Raw genomic sequence first — 21331 nt, forward strand, 5'->3', positions numbered from 1 at the left:
TTGGCTGGAAAACCTCTGTGAGGTAGACTGATTTTTTGCCCTGGAGGATACAGTTGGTTCTCTCCAAGCCCATACCGGTATCCACATTCTTTTTTTCGAGAGGAAGAAGGGTCTTTTCGTCAACGCGGTTGTACTGCATGAAAACATTATTCCAGATTTCCATCCAGTTTGCGCTGTCCGTGCCCTTGTTGCTTCCCACAGGAGGCAAGCCTTCGCCAACCCAGTAGAAAATTTCGGTGTCAGGACCACAAGGACCTGTAGGACCGGCTGCCCACCAGTTGTCGCTTGCAGGAAGATATGCGATTTTGTCTTCCGGCATACCGTTTTCCTTCCAGTAGCCGGCAGCCTCTTCATCGCGGGGAGCGTTTTCGTCGCCTGCAAAGACAGTTACGGAAATCTTTTTTGGATCAAGGCCAAGCCATTTCGGGCTGGTCAAGAATTCATAAGAAAAAGCGATTGATTCTTTTTTGAAGTAGTCGCCCAAAGACCAGTTGCCCAGCATTTCAAAGCAGGTAAGGTGGCTTGGGTCTCCGACTTCCTCAATGTCGCCAGTACGGATACACTTCTGGTAGTCTGTGAGGCGAGTTCCAGCCGGGTGCTTTTCGCCCAGCAAATAAGGAACAAGCGGGTGCATTCCCGCCATAGTGAACAAAACTGACGGGTCATTTTCTGGAATCAGCGACTGTCCAGAAATCTCAACATGATTCTTAGATTTAAAAAACTCAATGTATTTTGAGCGTAATTCATTAGCAGTCATAGTGCACCTACCTTACTACTTTTTTAAAATAAATTCTACACGCCTGTTTTTCCAGCGGTCTTCAAGAGCCGTTGAAAGAGTTGCAGGATTTTTACTTCCGTTACCAACAGCCTTCAGATTTGAAGAAGAGACACCATCCTTAATGAGCCAGTTTCGCACATATTCTGCACGCTGCTCAGACAATAGTCTCACCTCATCTTCCTCGGCCTGAGTTCCCGAAAGGTTATTTGCATTTCCTTCAATTGTGACATTATAATCACGGAATTTTTTAAGAATTTCAGAAATTCGGCTCAAAATTTTCACATTGTTCTCAAGAGTCCGCTGATCAAGACCTTTTGTTTTTCCATCATAATTCGGATTCTGTTCAAGCTCAGCCGTAGTCTTAAAATCTGCGGCATCACTTCGGAAAATGATAGAAGGAACCTGCATTTTGATTCGCTCGCCCTCACGAATAACGAGAACATCAACTTTTACAAAGCCTTTTACTGTCGCTGAAAGATTATTTGAATCCGTGACCGTAAATTCATAGGGATAATCCGTAGCCGACTGAACGACCTCGCCGCGGGAACTGATGCCATTCCAAACGATTTTTGGCGGGATTTCAGTTGTTCCCTTTGTAGACCAGAATGGGTTGAGGGTGGCGGGGTCTTCGATTACCAGAGACCATGATTTCATGGGGCTTTCACATTCGGCCTTTGCCATAACAAAAAGTTCGTCGTATTCACCGTCACCATCAGGAGAAAAATATTGAGGAGAAATTCCAACGGAAAGTTTTGGCTCAGCGGTATTTTTCGAAGAAACAGACTCTGTAAAGGACTGAATTTCCGTTTCAGGAGCAAGGTCAACTTCTTTGGGAGGTGTATATTTTTTAAGGAGAATTGGGGCAGATGGTTCCAAGTAGAACCCCTCAGGATTCAAGAGGACCTCTGTCAGGACAATGGCGTCTAAATTCTTTTCGGACTGGAAAGAAGGAATATACGAGGACTTAAAGAATGGCGTCTCGTGGACAGAACGAAATTGCAGAAGTGTAGAATCTGTGACCTCATTCGTAGTAAAGCGTCCTGAATCATAGGATGATTTTCCTTTTGCAACATATTTATTATCTGCAAAAGTAAGAATCGTTCCGTCATTGGCTTCCCATGTGCTCTGTTCAACAAGGCGGTCAATACAGGCGCTCTCTTTTGTTTTCTTGGGCTTTTCAGGCTCTCGTGAGGTAATTTTCTTGTAATTTCCATCCCAAAGCGTACTCTCGTTAATCAACATGCGGACATCATCCTGCAATTTGATTTTTATTTCATCAACGCTTACGAGAGAAATGTCAAAACGACGCTGAAGGTTTTCAATTGATTTGTTCACTGCAGAGAAATAAATTCCGTTTCGACGAAGAGTGCTTTTTAGCCATGAATAGACTTCCTCACTGTCTTCGTATTCAAAAATGATTTCCGCATTAGGGTAATCAAATGAGATGTAACGGATGCTTGAGCCTGCATTTTCTGTCTTATACCACAATCCGTCCAAAAAATTTCCGAATGTAGCGACTGTGCCGTCCTGAATTCTGGCAAGTTCTTTTTGAGCCACGCGATTTCCCGCCACTCTGAGAGTTTTCGACACGATATAAGAGCCTGCTTCTTCACTCCAGTCATACATTGTCTGAATCTGGTCAAGCCGTGAGGAATCAGAGCCGACAGCCTGCTGTTCCGAAGTGTAGACCCAAACAGGGAAAGTCTCGCCTTTTGTCTGAGAAAGTTCGTATGTTTCTGACCGAGGTGTCTGCTGAATAAAAACGGTTCCGTCAGTTTCAAAATCTCCGATAAGCGAAAGAACAAATTCATTATTTTTATTCCTCTTACCATCAAAGATTTTTAATATAACTGTTCCTGAATCAGTTACTCCTTGATAAACGAGAGAGTTTTTATGATTTCCAAGAACATCAAGACTTGTGCAGGCAAAAGTTTTCATTTGAGTGATTTCAGTCGCAATGTAATTTGATCGTTCGTAAGCTCCGCTTTTCGGATTATACAAACCTACGATAAGAACGATATAGGGGCTTGCCGCAGTTTTTACCATGCTGATTTGATCGTCATAGCCGTCGCTGTCGATATCAGTCTCCAGAGTTCCGACTAATGTCTCACCGTTTGAAAGCTGTATGAATGAAGTATGCTCCAAACCGTCAGAGTATTCGCCCTCGGATTTTCCATCCACAGAATTACCAACAAGTGGAATTACGACACGGGCACGAGAAATTGAGCTGTCTTTTACAAAGAGATTTCGGCTAAAAAATAAAAGAGCCAGCACAGCCGCCGTAAGCAAAAAGGCGACCGGAATCAAACGCTTCATAGCCCGTCATTCTATCAGAATATTTATTTCGCTTCAATTCTGCAAAGTCCCTTGAATCTACATTGACAGTGAAAATCCACAATGATAAAATAGATGACACTATTTATTATTATAAAATAAGGAAAGTTTTATGAAAAATAAAATGCTTTGGATTGGCTCAGTAATCATCCTCATTCTCTCTATTATCTGTTTCGTCGTTTTTGGAGTTGGCACTGAACTTCTCAGAGTTTTCACCGGCGATGCAAACAAAATCAAATTCGGAAGCTTTGATGGAAAGAACATAGTCCTTGAACCAAACACAGAATTTGCAAATGCAATCAACAATTTCACAACGCTCATGCGCTCACAAAAAAGCGAGCTTGATGAATCTGACAACTTTTATATTTACAACTATGCTTTCAATTCAGCAGTTCAGTCAGAAGCATACAAAAAAGCTGTTAAAGAATCTGGCTATAAACCAAGCTCAAAAATCGTTTCAAACACAATGTTGCCATTTTTCCTCAATCAAGAGGGTAAGTATGATCCAACTCAGGCAAATTTAATTTCTGACGCAACAAAAAAACAACTCAAGGCAGAAGTTGAAACAATGCTCACATGGAGACGATTTGAAAATGACCTTTTCGGAGGCTCAAAAGATTTCGGCGATATCATCGCATGTCTCTCTGATTACACGAGAGCATTCTACATCAACACAAAAGAAGAAGTTGGAAAATCTGCTCTTTACGGATTGAAAACAAGTGAAAAAGAGTCACAGTTCTTCGCAGACATCGGTTCAGAAATGCGGGCTTTCGATGCAATTTCCTACGACAAAGCGACTTATCCAGACTCAGAGGTTACAAAATTCGGAAACGAAAACAGTTCTCTCTTTGACAGCTACGCTCTTTCAGTTATCACTGTAACAGACGAATCTCAGGCAAAAAAACTTCTTTCACAAATCACAAACAACGAAGTTACTTTTGAAGACGGTGTTTCAACTTACTCAGAAAAATATTTCTCAAATGGATACGGAGTTGTTGAACAGAATTTCGCATATCAGATTAAAGATACGCTTGAAAACGAGGCAGATTTTGAAAAAATCGACTCTCTCGCAAAAGATTCTCTCAGCGAAGTCATTAAAAATGTCCGCGGTTACTCAATTTACAAATGCACAGGCGGAAAAACAAAGGCAGATATCTCTGATGAAAAAACTTTTGATGCGGTAAAGAGCTACATCACTATTAACAAGCAATCTCTTATCGATGATTATTTCACGGAAAAAGCGAAGGCTTTCATCGCAAATGCAAAACTCGAAGGGTTTGATAAAGCTGCCCTTAAAGCTGGCGTAGAAAAACTTTCAATTCCGGCATTCCCCCTCAACTATGGAGAGGCTTCTGTAGCAGGGAAACTTGACGCAAAAGACGCAAAGGCATTCCTTAATGCAAGCCGAAACGAGTCTTTCCTTGAAAAAGCATTTTCTATGAAACTCAATGATATTTCAGAACCAATGATTATGGGAAATTATGTCACAGTATTCAAACTTACTGACATCCAAACCGAAAAAGCAGATGAAAGCAAGCTTGAAACAATCAAAACGGATCTTGCAGGTTATGATCAGTCATCGGCACAGACAGTTCTCTTCACAAGTCCAAAACTGAAGAACGAAGTGTCTAAGACTTATCGAGAACGATTCCTTCCACAGTAAGGATATTAAAGTGCTTGAATTACAAGAGGGGCAGCAAATTGCCCCAGAAAAGCCCTGTTTGGTTTCTACCGAGCGGGGCTTTTCACTTTCTTATCAAGGCAGGTTTCTCTATTCAAAATACGCCCCCGACCGCGCGATTTTGGGAACGATTCAGAATCTTACTCTTTTGCCTGGCACACTGATTATCGCTGTCTCCCCTGCCCTTTGGCTGGGGCTTGATTCACTTTTAGAAAAACTCCCGGAAAATTGCTTTCTTCTCGGCGTGGAATTCGATGAAAAACTTCACGATTTTGCGGATTTTGAATTAAAAAAAATCACGGAAAATCTTGATTCGGCAAAAAAAGAAAATTTGCTCTCGAAAGTCGCCCTTCTCCCCTATTCAGACAATGATTACATCGTAAACATTCTCAGCGGAGAAGATTTTCCCTCAAAAAATGAAGCTTTCTCCATTCTTCCCCATATTTCTACTTTCCGCCGAGCAATTCCACTGGAGATGAGCGCGGGAAGTCAGTTCAACAAAGAAAAATACAGGGATTTTGCTTCTCAGGCAGAAAACACAATCGCATCTTTTTGGAAAAACAGAATCACCCTTACAAAACTTGGCCGCCTTTATTCAAGGAATCTTTTTAAAAATCTTGGCAATCTCTCAGGCGCAATCGATTTTAGAAAACTTTTCCGAACAGTAAGCCAGCCGATTTTTGTTTTTGGAGCAGGAGAAAGCATTGAAGAGACGATTCAGAATATTTCCCGCTCTCAGCTGGAAAAATGCTTTATCATTGCCGTGGATGCCGCCGCCCCTGCCCTAAAGGCCTTTGGTCTCAGAATTGACGCGATTATCGCCGTTGAAGGCCAGCTTGCCATCGAAAAGGCCTATATCGGTGCCAGCGGGAAAGATTCTCTCATAATCGCAGACATCACTTCCAGACCGCAAGTTACACGGCATAGAAAAAAAGCGCTCACATTCTTCGCTTCAAAATACACAGACTCTTCTTTTTTCAAAAATCTCTCCGGCAAGGCTTTTTTTCCGCCAGTCATTCCTCCTTTGGGTTCTGTCGGTCTGACAGCAATTCATATTGCAAGCCTTCTTCGCAAGAATCAGAATGTTCCGATTTTTGTCAGCGGTCTTGATTTTTCATTCTCCCTTGGCCGTACTCACGGAAAAAACACGCCGGCTCATATAGCCAGACTTTCTGCCACAAACCGTTTTTCTCCTGCCGAAAATTACGCCGCCGCATTCAGGGCAGGAGCTAAAGCCATTGCAGGAAAAAACGCAATTCCCGTAATCACGGACCAAGCCCTTTCCGGCTACGCGCTAAGTTTCGCTGATTTTTTTAAGGGTATGGCGAATCTCTATGATTGCGGAAAACAAGGGCTTCCCCTTTCAATACAGGAAATTTCTTCTGAAAAAACAAGGATGTACCTTGAGACAATCGAAGAAGAGCGGCCGGCCTTCACTGCAGAAGAAGATTCAGCCCCAGAAGAAAGAAAATCAAATCAAAGTGAAATTCATTCATTCCTTGAAAGCGAAGAAAAAGCCTTGAACCGCATAAAAGAACTCTTGATGTTCGGAAATGATGTGGCCAGCTGCTCCTGCTCAGTCGAAGACGAGCTTACAGCCCTCATTTCGCCAAGGGAATATCTTTTCCTGCACTTCCCCGACGGCTACAAATGCGAAAGTCACGACATAAGCTTCTTAAAGCGGCTGCGAAGCCAAATCGATTTCTTTTTGAAAGATATTAAAAATGAATTGAAAAAATAAACCACAGATTACACAGATTTTTTTATTTTTCTTCGATTCTACTCTTCCTTTTCTTTGAGGACTGCCAGGAAAGCGCTTTGCGGCAATTCGACATTTCCTATCATCTTCATGCGCTTTTTTCCTTCCTTCTGCTTTTCAAGCAGCTTTCGCTTTCGCGTGACATCGCCGCCGTAACACTTGGCAAGGACATCCTTTCGCACTGGATTAACGGTTTCACGGGCGATAATCTGGCTTCCGATTGCTCCCTGAATGGCGATTTTAAACTGCTGCCTTGAAATCTCGCCCTTCAGCCGCTCACAGACCTTCTTGGCCCGGACGGCGGCTTCCGGCTTGTAGGCAAGCTGGCTCAATGCGTCAACCGGCTTTCCGTTGAGCAAAATATCGACCTTGACAAGTTCTGTCTGCTGATAGTCAGTGACTTCGTAATCAAAGGATGCGTAGCCCCGGCTGTAGCTTTTTAGCTTGTCGTAAAAATCAAAGAGAACCTCGGCCAATGGCATTTCGTAGGTAAGCTCAACCCGCTTTTCGTCAAGGTAAGTCATGTTCTTTTGAACGCCCCGCTTTTCAGTGCAGAGATTCATGATTGCGCCGATGTAGTCCGTAGGCGTGATAATCGTCGCCTTGATGTATGGTTCCCAAGATTCCTGAATTTTCGTCTCCGGGAATTCGGTAGGATTATCGATAATCTGCTCAGTGCCGTTAGTCAGCTTGATTTTGTATTGAACGCTGGGTGCGGTGAAGATTACGGCCTGATCATAATCCCGCTCAAGGCGCTCCTGAATGATTTCCAGATGCAAAAGTCCCAAAAATCCGCAGCGGAAGCCGTTTCCCAAAGCAAGGGAATTGTCTTTTTCGTAAATGAGAGAGGCATCGTTGAGCTTGAGTTTTTCCATGCTCTCCTTAAGCTCTTCGTAGTCGTTTGAGTCAATGGGATAAATCGAAGAGAAAACAACCGGCTTGACATCTTTAAAGCCCCCCAAAGGCTCAGCAGCCGGATCAGCCGCCAGCGTTACGGTATCGCCGACGCGGACATCACTTACGGTCTTTACGCCAGAGATAATGTAGCCCACATCTCCTGCCTCAAGGTAAGGAGTTTCCTCGTAGTTGATTTTAAAGATGCCGATTTGGTCTACTTTGTAGTCAGTATTGTTGGACATAAAGCGAATCACATCGCCTTTCTTGATTCTGCCTTCTTTGACCCGGATATGAATGATAACGCCCCTGTATTCGTCGTAGTGGCAGTCAAAAATCAAAGCCTGAGCCTTGCCGTCAGGGTCGCCACTTGGAGCCGGGAATTTCGTGACAATGGCTTCCATTAAGTCGTCCACGCCCTCGCCTGTTTTCGCGCTCACAGGAACAGCGTCAGCTGAGTCCAAGCCCAAGTCGTGGTCTATCTGCTTTTTTACATTGGGCAAATCCGCGCTGGGAAGATCGATTTTGTTGATGACAGGAACGACGGTCAAATCCTGCTCCATAGCCATGTAAAGATTTGAGACAGTCTGGCTCTCAACGCCCTGGCTCGCGTCAATCAAAAGAAGGGCACCCTCGCAGGAAGCGATTGCCCGGCTAACCTCGTAAGAGAAATCGACATGCCCAGGAGTATCGACGAAATTCAGTTCGTAATCGTGGCCGTCTTTGGCATGATAGGGAATGGTTACGGCCTGACTTTTAATCGTAATGCCCCGCTCACGCTCAATATCCATGTTATCAAGAATCTGATTTTTCATCTGGCGGTCATCGATAATCTGGGCTTTTTGAATCAAGCGGTCGGCCAAAGTCGATTTTCCGTGGTCAATATGCGCAACGATACAAAAATTGCGCTTGTATTTCATCTCTGTCATATATTCTCCATTTTATTCAGTAATCAAAACTAAAAATAGTAAGGGCTATCAAGGGGGGCTGCAATTGCCATAATGCCGTCCAAATAGCCTTTTTTGCGGTTTTTCGCATAAATCTCTGCATACATCGCGGAATTATCTTCGTTAAGTTTTATATTTCTGATTTCAACAGGGTCATTCTCAGAAAAACCAGATTCATCAGCAATCGACCCCTTGATAATTTCTTCGATAGAATACTTTCGGGAACTTGAAGTAGAAACAGAAATAAGCCTCATGCCAAAAATCGGAACAAAAGACTTGGCGATAATGTCTCCCTTGTAAATGTTATAGCCAGGATTTTCTGGACGAACACCAAGATAAATCGAAGCCTCGCCAACTTCGGAATTGGCAGTATCATCTCCATGACGATACTTGATTTTTACGATAGACTTTGCAGAACTTTTCATGAGAACATTCTGCATATCCTCAAGATTAGTAATTTTCTGCCCGTCTAATTCAATAATCACATCACCAACAGAAATATGACTTCTACTTGCGCTGCTACCAGGAAACACATACTGAACTTCAAGACCAGCATCTTTTCCCAGTTCTTTTTTTGTGTGTCCAAAGCAGCCAATCCAAGGATGAGAAACCTTGCCACCAGCAGCAAGAGCAGGTAACAAAGATTTTAAGTATTCAACAGGAATTGCGAAATTCAAGCCTTCATACTGAAGCATTCCGGCAAAGACAATGGCCTGCACATTTCCGTTTGAATCAATACATGGTCCACCTGAATTTCCCTGATTTACTGCAGCATCAATTTGCATAACAGAACCAAGAGTGAATAGTTTTCGATCAGTCGCACTCACAATTCCGCTCGTAAGAGTGCGTTCCAACCCGACAGGAGAGCCAATGGCATAAACCTTGTCTCCAACATCCAGATCAGCACTTGAACCGAGACTGAAAACAAAAGGCGCATCAACTTCGGTTTTTATTAGAGCTAGGTCGATTTGGGAATCATAACCAATAACTTTAGCGGGAATACGCGTATCACTGTCTTCTGCAAGTTTTATGTACAAACGAGAAAATCCTTCACTTTTTTTATCAACCAAATCTTCAATTACATGGTGATTCGTAACGATATAACCGTCTTTTGAAATAAAAAAACCTGAGCCAATTACACGGTCTGCAAAGCCCATTCCATTCTGCACTTTGATTCCTTTATCAACCCAAATCGTAACAGTGCCATTGATATAAGAAGAGACTTTTTTTTGCGCAGTAGATTTTTCACCACTCAGACCAGGAACATCCTTTTTTGAAAGTGACTCAAGTTCTGTCAGAGACTTCGACAATTTAGCAGAAAGAGAAGACTTGAGAGTAGAAAGAGATTTTTGAATGCGCAAAGCCGTGTACCAGTCAGATTTTTCAACAGCAGAATCAAATTCTTCCTGTACGGCTTTTTCGCAATCGGATATCGTTTCGGAATCATTTAAGAGGAAGGCACGCCACAAGGCTTGAACCGGATTTTTCTCAAGTAAATCCAGGATTCTTTTTCGTTCTTCACGCCGCGCATCTTCCTGAGTGTAGTCAATGTCAGAATAAATATTATCTGGATCACGAACCGAAGAGCAAGAAGAAAGCAATAATGCAAAAGAGAAGCAGAAAAAAATTTTTTTTAAGTGAAGTATCAGATTTTCAGTTTTCAATTTTTAATTTCCATTTTAATTTTCAACCTGAAGGGCGAAAATTAATTTTTCAATTCGAACAGCGAGGAATCGTTTTCCTTCACTTTCTACTATAGTAGAAACACCCTGCTCACCGATTTGGTTAATTTCTATAAGAATTTTCTCTTCATCTTTTTGACTTCCACCTTGAGAAATCCAGTAGAAACTCTTGTTTTTGCCATTTGAAACCGTAAGAACCTCACTTCCCTTTTGGACAAAAACAGGACTTCCATTTTCGGAAGAGACCGTAACAAGAGAATCTGTAAGCGGTTGATGGAATTTCGCTTCTTCACGAACTTTTCCGTCTATCATTGACGGAAATTTTGTATATTGTACATCCCACTTGCCGTCTCCATCAGTATCCCATGAAGAAATTTTACCGGGAATTTTTGCTCCGGCATTTGCAGGAAGATATTCCTCGGTAAAATCAGGAATCGTGTCTCCGTTTCGATCCACAGTGATTTTTTTAACATAAAAGCCTGTTCCCTGAGCCGGCGAGCCGAAGAGATTTGTCACAATCTGCATTTCATCATTCGTTGAAATAAAATTAGTCTCCCCGTCTCTGGAAAATCCATAATATTCAGTCGTCTCAAAAAGGCCGTCACCGTCAACATCAAGTTTTCGAGAGACTGGAATTCCTTTTTCAAATTGAGCCATCGCATAAATCTTTTCGCCAACAGAATAGCTTGCAAGCTGTGCGACACCGTTCAAGAGGCTCACCTGAATAATGGCACCCTCTCTCTCTTGCGAGGGAATTGAATAACTTAAAGCAGCCCTGAGCAATTCCGTTCCAGAAACAGACTCTGTAGTTTGGGAAAGAAGAGGAATAAAAAAATCCGAGTTCAAACTTGCTTTTATTGAAGCATCTGCCTCGACTGTAAATGGCGTCCATGAGAGCGTCTCAGCAATGAGGGTGAAGCGCAAATCAGCATGGCGATTATCCATTTTGTAGCTTGCTCCTGAAATATATGGCCATGAAGAATAGTCAAGAACCAGGGCATTTTCGGACATGGAGAGCCTGAGAGGAACGCCAAAATCACACTCGGCAGTCCATTCATTTTCGTCATCTTGATTTTCATCGTATGAAATACTTTGAGGTCTGCCACGATTATAGCTGACTACAAGATTAGGATATAAATCACCATCGACATCAATTGAAATCGTACCATTATATGAATTAAGATACTCAGAAAATTCTTTTTTTACATCATCATTTTTAAGGAGCGCTGCAAAATCCTCAAGTAAATGAAGAGAAATTTCTTTGTCAGAAAATGAATAAAAATAATCAAGGGCAGCATCTTCATCAATCAATCCTGATTTGAGAGCCTCAATTGCATAAAGCGGTGATTTTCTGTTTTTTGAGTCAAATGCTTTAAGCATACGGACTTTTTTGGAGTCCCCTTTTGCAGGCTTTTCGTCAGAAGCAAAAATTGCAGCGTAAATTTCTAAATCTTCTTTTGCATTTTTATATAGAGGAAGAGTAAGCGCAAAAGCATCAGCCAAAGCGCGGGAAGATGATGCAAAAACTCCTTCTTTTCTGAAAATATGATATTCGTAGCTGTAAAAAAGTTCCGCGAAGCGTGCATCGGCAGGGTAGACTCTTCGAGCAGAATCAATGCGGGAACGGGCTTTTGCCACGCTTTCGTCATCTCCAAGACAGTAATAAGCCTTGACACGAATAAATTCAGCATCAGCAGAATAAATGAAAGGCTCAGAATCAAGGACAGCAATAGCCTGTGTAAATTGTCTAGTCGCACATAAAATATCAGCATATAGAATGCGGGCGCCATCACGGTTATAGTCAACCCATTCGGCCTCAGTGAGTGCCGTAACGACAAGTGGAAGCACCTGTGATTTTTTTTCACCCTTATTTATTTGGGAAACAGCGCGGAGATACCACAAATCAGCAATGTTATCGTCGTAGGCAAGCCCCATTTGAGCGTTAGAGTCAGCTTCGTTCCATAATTTTTCGGATGCAAATTGTTTCGCAAGCTGAAGATAACGGAGGGCAGTGCGTCTGTTTGCCACTGAAGCGGAATTTGAAAGCCCTTGTGCGAATGAAAAAGAAAGAGCAGAAAAAACAAAAACCGAAATAAATGAAAGTGCTTTTTTTGTCATTAAAAATTCCCTTTTTTATTATTCTACTATAATTTAGCTTCTTCTACAATCCAATTTTTCGCTCCTGAAAAAGAAGCCAGCACTGCCCGAATCGACGAAGTTTTTCCGAAAGACGGAGAAAACTCTTCCACAACAAAGACTTTATTTCGCAAAGACTGGGGGATTTTCCAATCAGTAAACAGTTCCGAAAGATTTTTGCTTTTTCCATCTGCCGTACGGACAGAATCTCCGGGAAGTTGGGAACGAAGAAGAAAAGGCAGGGAAAGAAAAAGGGAAATTGTTTTTTCAGGTGATTTTTCATCTTTCTTTTTAATCACAAGTCGGACTTTCTCTTGGTCACCAGCCTTTTCAACGCGAATGAGAAAATTTTTAAATTCCGTGCTGTCGCCATACTTTCTGAACAAAAAAGAAAAACCGGACTCAAGGCAAGAGTCAGAAGAAGATTTTTGTCCTGCACCATCTGAACCAACAGAAAAAAACAGCGAATCGGAATCAAGGAGGATTTGCACATTCTCAAAAGAGATTTTTCGTGTTTTTTCATTTTCCCAAGAAAGAACTTCCTCAAAAAGCGCGAAAGGAAAGCGTGAGCCGAACCCAGCCTTGTTAAGAAGGTAAAAAAAGACTCGCCGTTTCAGGGCCTTTGGAAGAGAAAAGAAAAAAGAACGGCTGATTTTTGGCTCTTTTATACCAGCTGTCAGACGAAGTGTCTCCTCATTAAAAAAATCATCATCAGCAAGAGCCTTTTTTCCGCCAGCAAGAACAGCCTTTTCCCAGCCAGAAAACTGCTGGTTCAGAAGAGGAACAAGCATGTTACGAATTTTGTTCCTGAGATAAGAGGTGTCAGAATTAGTGGCATCAGTACGCCATGCCTGTTTTTTTTCTGTTAAATAAGATTCAATTTCACTCCGGGGAATATCTAGAAGAGGACGGATTATTTTTCCCCGTTTTCGTCTGATTCCCCCCATCCCCTCAAGAGAACTTCCCTGCAAAAAACGCATTAAAAGAGTCTCCGTCTGATCATTCTGATTATGGGCAAGAGCAAGGGCACAAAGCCCCTCTTTTTGAATAAAAGATTCAAAAGACTGATATCGAAGATTGCGGGCATGTGCCTCAAGGCTCAAACCCTTCGCCTCGGCATCTTTTTCAATTTTGCCATATTCAAAACGCTCCACAAAGCAAAAGATTCCCAATTTTTCACACAATTTTTTTACAAAAAGCGCATCTCCCCCGCTCTCCTCTTCTGGTCGGATTCCGTGATCAAGCGTTATCACACGGAGCAAGGACGGCCCAAATAAAGAGTGGGCAGCAAGCAAAAGCGACAGAGAATCTGCTCCGCCTGAAACCGCCAGTCCGAGTGGCGCATTTTCAGAAAGGGAAGCGGCAGGAATTCCACACAAAGCAAAACCCGAAAGAACTTTTTTTTCAAATTGAGAAAGAAGCAATCTGCCTGTATCAGCGAGCATTTTCCAATAGTATTCCGATAAATAAAAAAATCCCCCGACATGCAGGGGATTTTACGCATTTAAGAAAGATTAGCGAGCTGGAGCAACGCTAACGAGTGAATCTTCACCGTTTGTAAGGATTGTAACACCCTTGCCCAAGTCAATATCTTTTACGCGGAAAACATCGCCAATGTTGACATTTGAAACATCAATAACAACACGAGCAGGAAGGTCTTTAGGCAAAGCCTTTACTTTAATCTCTGGAACATGTTTTACCATGAAGCCACCTTTGAGAACGCCAGCAGGTGTACCCTGATATTGGATTTTGTATGTGCGGACAACAGGCTTTTTGTTTGAGACAGCAAAGAAATCAGCATGAAGAACTTCGTCTTTGATGATATTGTACTCTGTATCGCGGATGAAAGCATCACATTTTTTGCCTTCAACATCAAGTGTGATAAGAGTAGTAGATGTGATTGAGCGCCAAGCCTTGTTGAACTGTACGCTTTCTACAGTGATTGCTGTTGACTTTCCAGCCTCGTCGTAAACAACAGCAGGAATTCGACCTTCAGCACGAATCAAGCGTGCAGCCTTTTTACCAGTTTCTGAGCGTTTTTTTGCTTCAATAACAAACTGTTCCATTTAAAAACTCCTAAAATTTTGGAAAAGCTTGTGTGAAGCAAAGAAGTTGCTTTGATTCTGAAATCCGCCCCATCGTTCGTCACGCCAGAGCTTTTCCATAAATATATGCTGGGCCGACAGGATTCGAACCTGTGGAATGATGGCACCAAAAGCCATTGTCTTACCGCTTGACGACGGCCCAAAAAAAAACAAACTAATTAATCTTCGACAGAAGATTCATCGAAATGACCTGCATTATACTCTGAAAGTATCTTGTCTTGCAAGGCATTTCGGAAATCCGCGCTAATCGGGTGAGCTACATCTTTATAATCGCCATTTGCCGTTTTGCGACTTGGCATTGCGATGAAAAGCCCCGACTGTCCTTCAATAATCTTTACATTATGAACGACGAAGCAGTTGTCAAAAGTAACGGTAACATAGGCCTTTAACTTGCCCTCAGCCGTTACCTTTCGGATTCTCAATTCTGTGACTTCCATAGTTTACAAATTCCTTTTTTGAACTCAAAAAAATTTTCAATGTGCAACAACACATTTCCATTTTTTTTGGCATTTCAAGCAAGCCTCTTTTGCAGCAGCATCTGACTTGAAAACGCCAAAAACTGTAGCACCTGAGCCGGACATATCTGCCCAGTCAGCTCCACATTCCAAAATATCCTTAAGGGCTGCGCCAATCAAAGGATATTTATCTATAAGAACAGGAGTGAAGGAATTTGTAAATTTCCAAGCACCAGCAAAACCGTAATATAAACGCTTCAACTCCGAGAAATCAGGATACGAAACCTTGTATTTGGATTCATACAAACCTGATTCGTATGCTTGATCTACCAAAGAATACGCCTCTTTTGTGGAAGAGTGAATTCCAGGAAAGATAAGCAGAAAACTTAAGTCAGTTCTTGGTTCAATCGCCTTGACGACTTCGCCGCGACCTGAAACTAAGGCGCACCCACGACCTTTTTGGAAAAATCCTGAATGCAAGAAGAAGAATACGTCGCTTCCGACTTTTTCTGCGACGGCATCAGCCAGAGAATCCGTTAACTGAATCTCCGCCAGGTCAGAGAGTCCTTTTAACAGAGAAGCTCCATCAGAAGAACCACCGCCCAAGCCTCCACCGGCAGGCAAAAATTTATCAAGCAAAACTTCTATACCGAAATCGATATTCGTTTCAGAACAGAATGCCGAATAAGTTTTCGTCAGCGTATTTTCCAGAGGAAGCTGCATTTGAGTACAACGAACGATACATTCTTTTTGTGGAATGCGCCGAACATGTAGCTCATCGGAAAAATCTAGTGTCTGAAAAATACTTTCAATGTTATGGAAACCGTCCGCCCGTTTTTTTAGAACCTTGAGCCCTATATTAACTTTTGCAGGCGCTTTGACACAAACATCAAAAGACATAGTTAAACATTATATGCAAAAAGGAGGATAAGTCAAGAATTATTTTTAACTTCGAAGATAGAAAAAAAAAAATGGAGAAATTAGAGAATTTAATCAAAAATCATTTGAAATTCTTATTGACAGAAGACGATTATAAATTTACACTTTCTTGTCTTTGACAAGGAATCAATATGTTTATTAACGATGAAATGAACGATGTTAAGGTTATGGCTCTCGGCTTTTCATATACCGACGAAATTGACGAAAGCTATGAAGATTCAGGCGAAGAAGATGATTTCGATTCGTTAAGCGACGACACGCTTAACAAATTTGATGATGATTTTGATGAAACAATTGATGAAGACGACATGAATGTCACTTATGATTCCGAAGATACCGAAGACTACAACGATGAAATTTCAGAAGATTATTCTGATTCAGAAGAGTAATCCGAACAGAAAAATACCTCATGTATTTTTCTGGTTCGTACGAGAATTTTTGCTCCAAAAATTCTCTCTGTCTTTTACGCCACATCCTGTGGCGATTTTTTTTTACCTTAATTTTTTTCCGCCATGCCAGAGTTTTTCCAAATCATAGAATTCACGGGCATCCGCACTCATCAAATGAACAACAACCGAACCAATATCAATTAGATTCCAGTCATCTCCAGAAGCTGCCTTGTTGTGGGTGACATGAATTTCCATATCATTCGCTTTTACATAATCCTTGACCTGTTTTGCCAAGCCCTGCCAGTGAGCAGAACTATGAATCGTAGCGATTACAAAAAAATCCGTCCATGAATTCAACTCCGAGACATCAATTACGCTTACATTTTCAGCCTTTGAATCCTCAAGCAACTGAGCAATTTCAAGCGCGTGTTCCTGTGCTGTTTTTACTTCTGCCATAACAACTCCTATTTTTTTACATATCGTCCGTCAAAATCTTTTCCGAGTATAATCGTGAAATCGACATTAGACGCGCTGGTACTGTCAGCGTCCGCCGAGACTGATTCATCGACGATATTTTCACAACGAATAAAATCACCAAGACTTTTTGCAATCTCAGCATTTCCAATATGATTTATGATTACAGTTTTATCGTAATCGTTTGAATCCGCATTTCCCGTCGTAAGGATATCATAGCCTGCACTCTGGAGCAATGCCATAGTATTGCGAGCCAGCCCCTGCACGGTAGTTCCATTCTGAATTTCAAGCACATAAGTTCGGTTCACATTCGCATTATCCAGAGAAATAAGGGAGTTAGAAACCTGTTTGAAGACATCTTTTATTAACTGACCGTCGTAATAAGGGAAAAGGAGCGTTTTTCCGTCAACGACACGCTTTGAACCTGTAATAGTCTGAGGAACAAGATGTTCTGAATCAACTGCCGAAATAACACTTACTAGACGGTAAAACTCATCGTCATCAAGATTTGAGGTCATTTTTTTACTGATAACTTCAAATGATTTTTTGTTCTTAATTATCTTTTCATTTCGTGACAAAGCTGAGAAAAAAGCCATTAGTACATTCTGACGACGCTCAATCAAATCTTCCTCCGGCTCGTCAGATTTTTCGTAATTCAGGTAAGTTCGGATTTTATCACCGTCCAAAGAGACAACGCCACTGGGAAGAAGATAACGCAAACCGTCTTCATTTTTTACATCAACCGGTGAAGGAACGAAAATTTTCATGCCGCCGAGCATATCCGTAAGCTCGCCGAATTTGGTAAGGTTCAAGATGATATAGAAGGGTATCGTTTGCCCGACCAGATTTTCTATTTCACTTTTATATGCGTCAATTCCTTTTTCAAGATAGACAGAGTCAATTGAGTCAACGCGCCCCAAACTTGAGAAAATCGCACCAGTATTCTCAAGGATGTTGATAAGAGCCCCTCGCTGAGAAATCGGATAATAGATAAAGACATCTGTAAACAAGACTCGGTTTTTATCTTCCATGACTACAAGAGTCTTGATAACGCGGTCTGACTTTAAGTTTTCATCAACTGTGCTGACCCGCAGGGAAAGGGCAAGCCCCACCGTAACAGAAATAAGAATCACAAAAATGAGAAGGAGGAGAAAAGCGCCTTTGTTTGAATTCGGATTTGAATTTTTCATGTTTTACTTCTCCTTCCGCAATTTTTCTGCAAGTTTTAAAGATGGCTCGGCTACACTTTTGCCGTGAGCCTCAAGATATTCGATATTCTCCTCAAGGACAGCAAGCACCAGGCCATGCAGGGATTTAGCCATGAGCTTAGCCCGGTATTCGTCAGTTGACTGGGGACGGCCAGGCTCAATTTTGTCGGCGACAAAAAGCAAAAGAGCAAAATCGCAGGAATCAGCCGAACCGAAAGTGTGGTTTGCGATTGCGTCGATGATTTCACTGTCGGTGACACCAAATTTTTCCTGAATAAGAACCGCCGCCGCCCGGCCGTGAAGCAAGTCCGGATTAGACAACTCAAAGTCTGAAATCACCTTTCCGTCTTTTTTGGCAAGGGTAAGCATTTCTTCGCTGGAAGAGTTTTTGCACATATCATGGGCAATGCCTGCGAGCCAGCCCTTTTCTTCGTTAAGACCATAATTGGCGCAGAGTTTTGCCATCATTTCGGCAGTGCGCATTGAGTGAGCGAACCTGCTTTCTTTTACGACGCTTTTTGTATATTGGCTAATCTGCTCAAAGAGTTCACTTCGCATAGAGATTCCTTTGTTTAATATAGTCAAAAACTCGCTTCTCCACAAGATAACGCCATGCGCCCCCCTCACCTACTTCCTGACGGATTTCGGAAGAAGAGATTTCCATTTTTGGGTTCTGGACGATTTTATGGGGATAGGGAAAATTCTCACGGGTCACGCCTTTCATGGGAGATTTTCCGTATTCGCCCACTGGAGAATTCTGGTACTCTGCCTTCAAGCCAGTATCCTGAGGGCGGCAGGCAAGAATCAAATCAGCTTTCTGAGCAAGTTCTGAGGCATGATCCCATTTGTCGTAATAAGGAAGCAAATCCTCGCCAAAAACAAGGCCGATTTTACCAGTTAGAACTGATTTGTATTTTTCTTCCAAGTAGCAGATTGTGTCCCAGGTGTAGGAAATGCCGCCACGGTCGATTTCACAAGACTCAGCCTCAAAGCGCGGGTCATCCATGACAGAAAGACGAACCATTTCCAGGCGGTCTTCCGCGCTCACGGCACAGGAAAGTTCCTTGTGGGGCGGGCAGGCCGTAGGAACGAAGAGAATTTTTTCGTATCCAAGATTGCGGCAGACTGAATCAGCGAGAATCAAATGCCCGATATGAATGGGGTTAAAACTCCCGCCCAGCATTGCGATTTTCACGAATCTGACTCCGAAGTATCCTGACCGGGGAACTGTTCTTCCATAAAGTCATCAACTGAACGGCTGGCAAGAAAATTCGGATTCAAGCTAGTGCCCTTCTTTTTTGAAGAAAGGAAGGAACCGTCAGAAACCCGCTCACCAGTGGAAGTGAATGTGCCCTCGCCCGCCATTTTCGTGACCAGCTCAAGGATAGCGATCCGCACTTCGTTCATGCCCCAGTGAGCCGCCACCGAAACAGGAATGACTTTTGTGTCAGGCTCGCTCTTTTTGATTTCTGCGGCGATTTTTTCTGCATTTTCCTTGGCGCCCTCAATGTCGGTTTTGTTGCAAAGCACGATATGAGGCTTATTGAGCAAGTCTTTTGAGAAGCCCTCAAGCTCGCCACAGAGAGTTTTATATGCCGACAGACAATTTTCGTCCGAGCAATCAATCATAAAGAGAAGGCCTGCCGTGCGGGAAATATGCTTTAAAAAGCGGATTCCCAAGCCCGCACCTTCACTGGCCCCCTCAATGATGCCAGGAATATCGGCGATAATTACATCCCGCTCAGCATCGGCACGCAAGACACCGAGATTAGGAATCTTCGTGGTGAAGGGATAAGGAGCGATTTTTGGCCGCGCGTTCGTAAATGCGTCAAGGAGAGAAGATTTTCCAGCATTGGGGAAGCCAACCAAACCGATATCAGCCATAATACTAAGCTCAAGAAGCAGCTTTCGGTACTGGCCTGGCTGACCGGGGTTTGCATTTCGAGGGGCCTGATTAGTTGAGGTCTTAAAATGAACATTACCCCAACCGCCATTACCGCCTTTAAGGAAGACAAACTGCTCATCTTCGCTCTCAGTGGTAAATTCCTTGATAAGTTCCTTTGTTTCGGCGTCACGGATTGCCGTTCCTGGCGGAACTGCGATAACGATATCCTCGCCGTCCTTTCCGTATTTGTTCCAGCCTTGTCCGTCGCCACCATTCTTGGCTTTGAAAAATCGCTTAAAACGGATATTAGCGAGGGTTTTTACATTGCGCTTAACGCAGAAAATGACATCACCGCCCTTTCCGCCGTCACCACCGTTGGGACCGCCCATAGGAACATATTTTTCACGGCGGAAAGACACACATCCGTTTCCGCCCTTGCCTGAGGTGACTTCGATTATCGCTTCATCAGCAAACTGTTTCATAATTTTCCTTTATAAAAAAAACCCGGAAACAGTAGACTGAATCCGGGCTTTCATCGTTTTAGGCTTCAACAGGTACGACTGAAGCGTACTTTCTGTTCATGCGCTCATGGAATTTTACAGTTCCGTCTGCTGTTGCAAACAGGCTGTCGTCTCCCGCGCGTTTTACATTGTCGCCCGGGAAGATTTTTGTTCCACGCTGCTTAACGATGATTGAGCCGGCTGTTACGAATTCTCCGCCGTAAGCCTTTACGCCCAAGTATTTAGGATTTGACTGACGGCCGTTTTTTGCGCCGCTACCACCTTTACTTCGTCCCATTTTAATCCTCCGTAAGAATTACATTCTCAGGAAATTCTTTTGTAAGAGCTAAAATACCAGTTCTTAAAAAATCTCCGATACAAATAAGCTGAGTTTCTGTTACAGAATCCTCAGATTTTGCCTCAACCTTAAAAGAAAGATTCCCCCGCGTTGAAGCGTCTGCTATCATTAAAACATTTTCATTATGTGAAAGGACTTGCATTGCCGTGCGGATAAGCACTGTGACCGCCGCACACACAATATCGTTTCCCTTCTTAGAAAAATGAGCGTGTCCGTTAGCTTGACATTTTTTTAACGCGCCATTTTTGCCATAAGAAAGTGTTACGGTCGTCATTCTAATTAAAGAGTGATGTCCTTAACACGAATGTTTGTGTATTCCTGTCTGTGACCGATTAAGCGGTGATAGTCTTTCTTGCTCTTGTATTTGAAGACAAGAACTTTTTTGTCGCGGATGCTGTTTTCAACAACTGCGCTGATTTTTGCGCCTTTAACGAACGGAGTACCGACAGAAATTTTGTCGCCGTCGCTAACCAAAAGGACTGAGTCGATGTCGATTTTTGCTCCATCTTCAGCATCGATTTTATCGACCTGAATGAGAGCGTCTTTCTCAGCCTTGTACTGTTTGCCTTTGTATTCAAAAAGTGCGTACATGTAAAACCTCTTAATCGCCGCAAAGTGTAACGGAACTCTAACGACTAAAATTAAAATATAAGTACGAGATTATATCAAATTCTGCTAAATCTAGTCAATAGAACGAAAAAGCCAGCGAACCGGCAAAACCGAAATTCACTGGCAAAAGCTACATCTTAATGCCGGAGGGAAGGAGGTAGGGAGCGACCCGCAGGGGCAAAACCTGTGAGACAGGTT

The 21331-nt window shown here is 42.6% G+C and carries 20 protein-coding genes and 1 tRNA gene; 3 read left to right on the forward strand and 18 right to left on the reverse strand.

Going from position 1 to position 21331, the window contains the following annotated elements:
- On the reverse strand, window positions 1–757 hold a 757-nt coding region (locus B2089_RS00020), incomplete at its 3' end, for an alanine--tRNA ligase-related protein (protein WP_296685236.1).
- Between the two features lie 15 nt (window positions 758–772).
- A complete protein-coding gene (locus tag B2089_RS00025; protein ID WP_296324815.1) occupies window positions 773–3094 on the reverse strand; it encodes a pallilysin-related adhesin in 2322 nt (773 codons plus the stop codon).
- A 130-nt stretch (window positions 3095–3224) separates the two neighbouring features.
- Here B2089_RS00025 and B2089_RS00030 point away from each other — a divergent pair, with 130 nt between their 5' ends.
- Entirely contained in the window at window positions 3225–4775 is a 1551-nt protein-coding gene (locus B2089_RS00030; protein WP_296324818.1) for a SurA N-terminal domain-containing protein, read from the forward strand.
- Between the two features lie 10 nt (window positions 4776–4785).
- Complete coding sequence (locus B2089_RS00035; protein ID WP_296324820.1) at window positions 4786–6534, forward strand: 6-hydroxymethylpterin diphosphokinase MptE-like protein; 1749 nt, start codon at window positions 4786–4788, stop codon at window positions 6532–6534.
- 38 nt (window positions 6535–6572) lie between these two features.
- On the opposite strand, the gene lepA is transcribed toward B2089_RS00035, so the two are convergent.
- From lepA to ispE, 8 genes are all read right to left on the reverse strand, one after another.
- A complete protein-coding gene (lepA, locus tag B2089_RS00040; RefSeq protein ID WP_296324821.1) occupies window positions 6573–8375 on the reverse strand; it encodes a translation elongation factor 4 in 1803 nt (600 codons plus the stop codon).
- Window positions 8376–8404: 29 nt separating this feature from the next.
- The gene (locus B2089_RS00045; protein WP_296324824.1) at window positions 8405–10057 is read right to left on the reverse strand and encodes a S1C family serine protease; all 1653 of its coding nucleotides are present in this window, start codon (window positions 10055–10057) and stop codon (window positions 8405–8407) included.
- A 15-nt stretch (window positions 10058–10072) separates the two neighbouring features.
- On the reverse strand, window positions 10073–12193 hold the full coding sequence (locus tag B2089_RS00050) for a tetratricopeptide repeat protein (RefSeq protein WP_296324826.1): 2121 nt from the start codon (window positions 12191–12193) through the stop codon (window positions 10073–10075).
- Between the two features lie 26 nt (window positions 12194–12219).
- Window positions 12220–13656, reverse strand: coding sequence for a tRNA lysidine(34) synthetase TilS (gene tilS, locus B2089_RS00055; RefSeq protein WP_296324827.1), 1437 nt, complete (start codon window positions 13654–13656; stop codon window positions 12220–12222).
- Window positions 13657–13725: 69 nt separating this feature from the next.
- Window positions 13726–14277 carry a 50S ribosomal protein L25 gene (locus B2089_RS00060; RefSeq protein WP_296324830.1) on the reverse strand — a complete coding sequence of 184 codons (552 nt, stop codon included), beginning with the start codon at window positions 14275–14277 and terminating at the stop codon, window positions 13726–13728.
- 108 nt (window positions 14278–14385) lie between these two features.
- Window positions 14386–14458, reverse strand: a tRNA-Gln gene (locus tag B2089_RS00065).
- Between the two features lie 16 nt (window positions 14459–14474).
- On the reverse strand, window positions 14475–14753 hold the full coding sequence (gene spoVG, locus B2089_RS00070; protein WP_296324833.1) for a septation regulator SpoVG: 279 nt from the start codon (window positions 14751–14753) through the stop codon (window positions 14475–14477).
- A 36-nt stretch (window positions 14754–14789) separates the two neighbouring features.
- Window positions 14790–15671, reverse strand: a complete 882-nt coding sequence (gene ispE / locus B2089_RS00075; RefSeq protein ID WP_296324836.1) for a 4-(cytidine 5'-diphospho)-2-C-methyl-D-erythritol kinase — start codon at window positions 15669–15671, stop codon at window positions 14790–14792.
- 170 nt (window positions 15672–15841) lie between these two features.
- On the opposite strand from ispE, the gene B2089_RS00080 reads away from it, so the two are divergent.
- Window positions 15842–16099 carry a hypothetical protein gene (locus B2089_RS00080; RefSeq protein WP_296324839.1) on the forward strand — a complete coding sequence of 86 codons (258 nt, stop codon included), beginning with the start codon at window positions 15842–15844 and terminating at the stop codon, window positions 16097–16099.
- 102 nt (window positions 16100–16201) lie between these two features.
- Here the strand turns inward: B2089_RS00080 and rsfS are convergent, their stop codons facing one another.
- From rsfS to rplU, 8 genes are read right to left on the reverse strand one after another with little or no spacing between them, the layout of a single operon-like run.
- Window positions 16202–16555, reverse strand: a complete 354-nt coding sequence (gene rsfS / locus B2089_RS00085) for a ribosome silencing factor (RefSeq protein WP_296324842.1) — start codon at window positions 16553–16555, stop codon at window positions 16202–16204.
- An 8-nt stretch (window positions 16556–16563) separates the two neighbouring features.
- Complete coding sequence (locus tag B2089_RS00090; RefSeq protein WP_296324843.1) at window positions 16564–17763, reverse strand: LCP family protein; 1200 nt, start codon at window positions 17761–17763, stop codon at window positions 16564–16566.
- Between the two features lie 3 nt (window positions 17764–17766).
- The gene (gene yqeK / locus B2089_RS00095) at window positions 17767–18339 is read right to left on the reverse strand and encodes a bis(5'-nucleosyl)-tetraphosphatase (symmetrical) YqeK (protein WP_296324845.1); all 573 of its coding nucleotides are present in this window, start codon (window positions 18337–18339) and stop codon (window positions 17767–17769) included.
- Entirely contained in the window at window positions 18329–18976 is a 648-nt protein-coding gene (gene nadD, locus B2089_RS00100) for a nicotinate (nicotinamide) nucleotide adenylyltransferase (protein ID WP_296324856.1), read from the reverse strand. The genes yqeK and nadD overlap by 11 nt, the downstream gene beginning before the upstream one ends.
- The gene (gene obgE, locus B2089_RS00105) at window positions 18973–20148 is read right to left on the reverse strand and encodes a GTPase ObgE (protein ID WP_296324858.1); all 1176 of its coding nucleotides are present in this window, start codon (window positions 20146–20148) and stop codon (window positions 18973–18975) included. Before obgE ends, nadD begins: the two co-directional genes overlap by 4 nt.
- 58 nt (window positions 20149–20206) lie before the next feature.
- Window positions 20207–20464 (reverse strand): 50S ribosomal protein L27, encoded by a 258-nt coding sequence (gene rpmA, locus B2089_RS00110; RefSeq protein WP_296324863.1) that lies wholly within the window; start codon window positions 20462–20464, stop codon window positions 20207–20209.
- A 1-nt stretch (window position 20465) separates the two neighbouring features.
- The gene (locus tag B2089_RS00115) at window positions 20466–20798 is read right to left on the reverse strand and encodes a ribosomal-processing cysteine protease Prp (RefSeq protein WP_296324866.1); all 333 of its coding nucleotides are present in this window, start codon (window positions 20796–20798) and stop codon (window positions 20466–20468) included.
- Window positions 20799–20803: 5 nt separating this feature from the next.
- The gene (gene rplU, locus B2089_RS00120; RefSeq protein WP_296324875.1) at window positions 20804–21115 is read right to left on the reverse strand and encodes a 50S ribosomal protein L21; all 312 of its coding nucleotides are present in this window, start codon (window positions 21113–21115) and stop codon (window positions 20804–20806) included.
- Window positions 21116–21331: the final 216 nt, after the last annotated feature.

The sequence above is a fragment of the Treponema sp. UBA3813 genome (assembly GCA_002368605.1).
In the GTDB taxonomy this organism is placed as follows: Bacteria; Spirochaetota; Spirochaetia; order Treponematales; family Treponemataceae; genus Treponema_D.

Excerpts from the sequence above, each read along its gene's own strand:
- B2089_RS00080 (WP_296324839.1), top strand. The coding sequence starts at position 15,842 with ATGTTTATTAACGATGAAATGAACGATGTTAAGGTTATGGCTCTCGGC.
- B2089_RS00030 (WP_296324818.1), top strand. The coding sequence starts at position 3,225 with ATGAAAAATAAAATGCTTTGGATTGGCTCAGTAATCATCCTCATTCTC.
- B2089_RS00090 (WP_296324843.1), bottom strand. The coding sequence starts at position 17,763 with ATGAAAAATTCAAATCCGAATTCAAACAAAGGCGCTTTTCTCCTCCTT.
- B2089_RS00060 (WP_296324830.1), bottom strand. The coding sequence starts at position 14,277 with ATGGAACAGTTTGTTATTGAAGCAAAAAAACGCTCAGAAACTGGTAAA.
- lepA (WP_296324821.1), bottom strand. The coding sequence starts at position 8,375 with ATGACAGAGATGAAATACAAGCGCAATTTTTGTATCGTTGCGCATATT.
- tilS (WP_296324827.1), bottom strand. The coding sequence starts at position 13,656 with ATGCTCGCTGATACAGGCAGATTGCTTCTTTCTCAATTTGAAAAAAAA.
- rpmA (WP_296324863.1), bottom strand. The coding sequence starts at position 20,464 with ATGGGACGAAGTAAAGGTGGTAGCGGCGCAAAAAACGGCCGTCAGTCA.
- spoVG (WP_296324833.1), bottom strand. The coding sequence starts at position 14,753 with ATGGAAGTCACAGAATTGAGAATCCGAAAGGTAACGGCTGAGGGCAAG.
- rsfS (WP_296324842.1), bottom strand. The coding sequence starts at position 16,555 with ATGGCAGAAGTAAAAACAGCACAGGAACACGCGCTTGAAATTGCTCAG.
- rplU (WP_296324875.1), bottom strand. The coding sequence starts at position 21,115 with ATGTACGCACTTTTTGAATACAAAGGCAAACAGTACAAGGCTGAGAAA.
- yqeK (WP_296324845.1), bottom strand. The coding sequence starts at position 18,339 with ATGCGAAGTGAACTCTTTGAGCAGATTAGCCAATATACAAAAAGCGTC.
- ispE (WP_296324836.1), bottom strand. The coding sequence starts at position 15,671 with ATGTCTTTTGATGTTTGTGTCAAAGCGCCTGCAAAAGTTAATATAGGG.
- obgE (WP_296324858.1), bottom strand. The coding sequence starts at position 20,148 with ATGAAACAGTTTGCTGATGAAGCGATAATCGAAGTCACCTCAGGCAAG.
- B2089_RS00050 (WP_296324826.1), bottom strand. The coding sequence starts at position 12,193 with ATGACAAAAAAAGCACTTTCATTTATTTCGGTTTTTGTTTTTTCTGCT.
- B2089_RS00025 (WP_296324815.1), bottom strand. The coding sequence starts at position 3,094 with ATGAAGCGTTTGATTCCGGTCGCCTTTTTGCTTACGGCGGCTGTGCTG.
- B2089_RS00115 (WP_296324866.1), bottom strand. The coding sequence starts at position 20,798 with ATGACGACCGTAACACTTTCTTATGGCAAAAATGGCGCGTTAAAAAAA.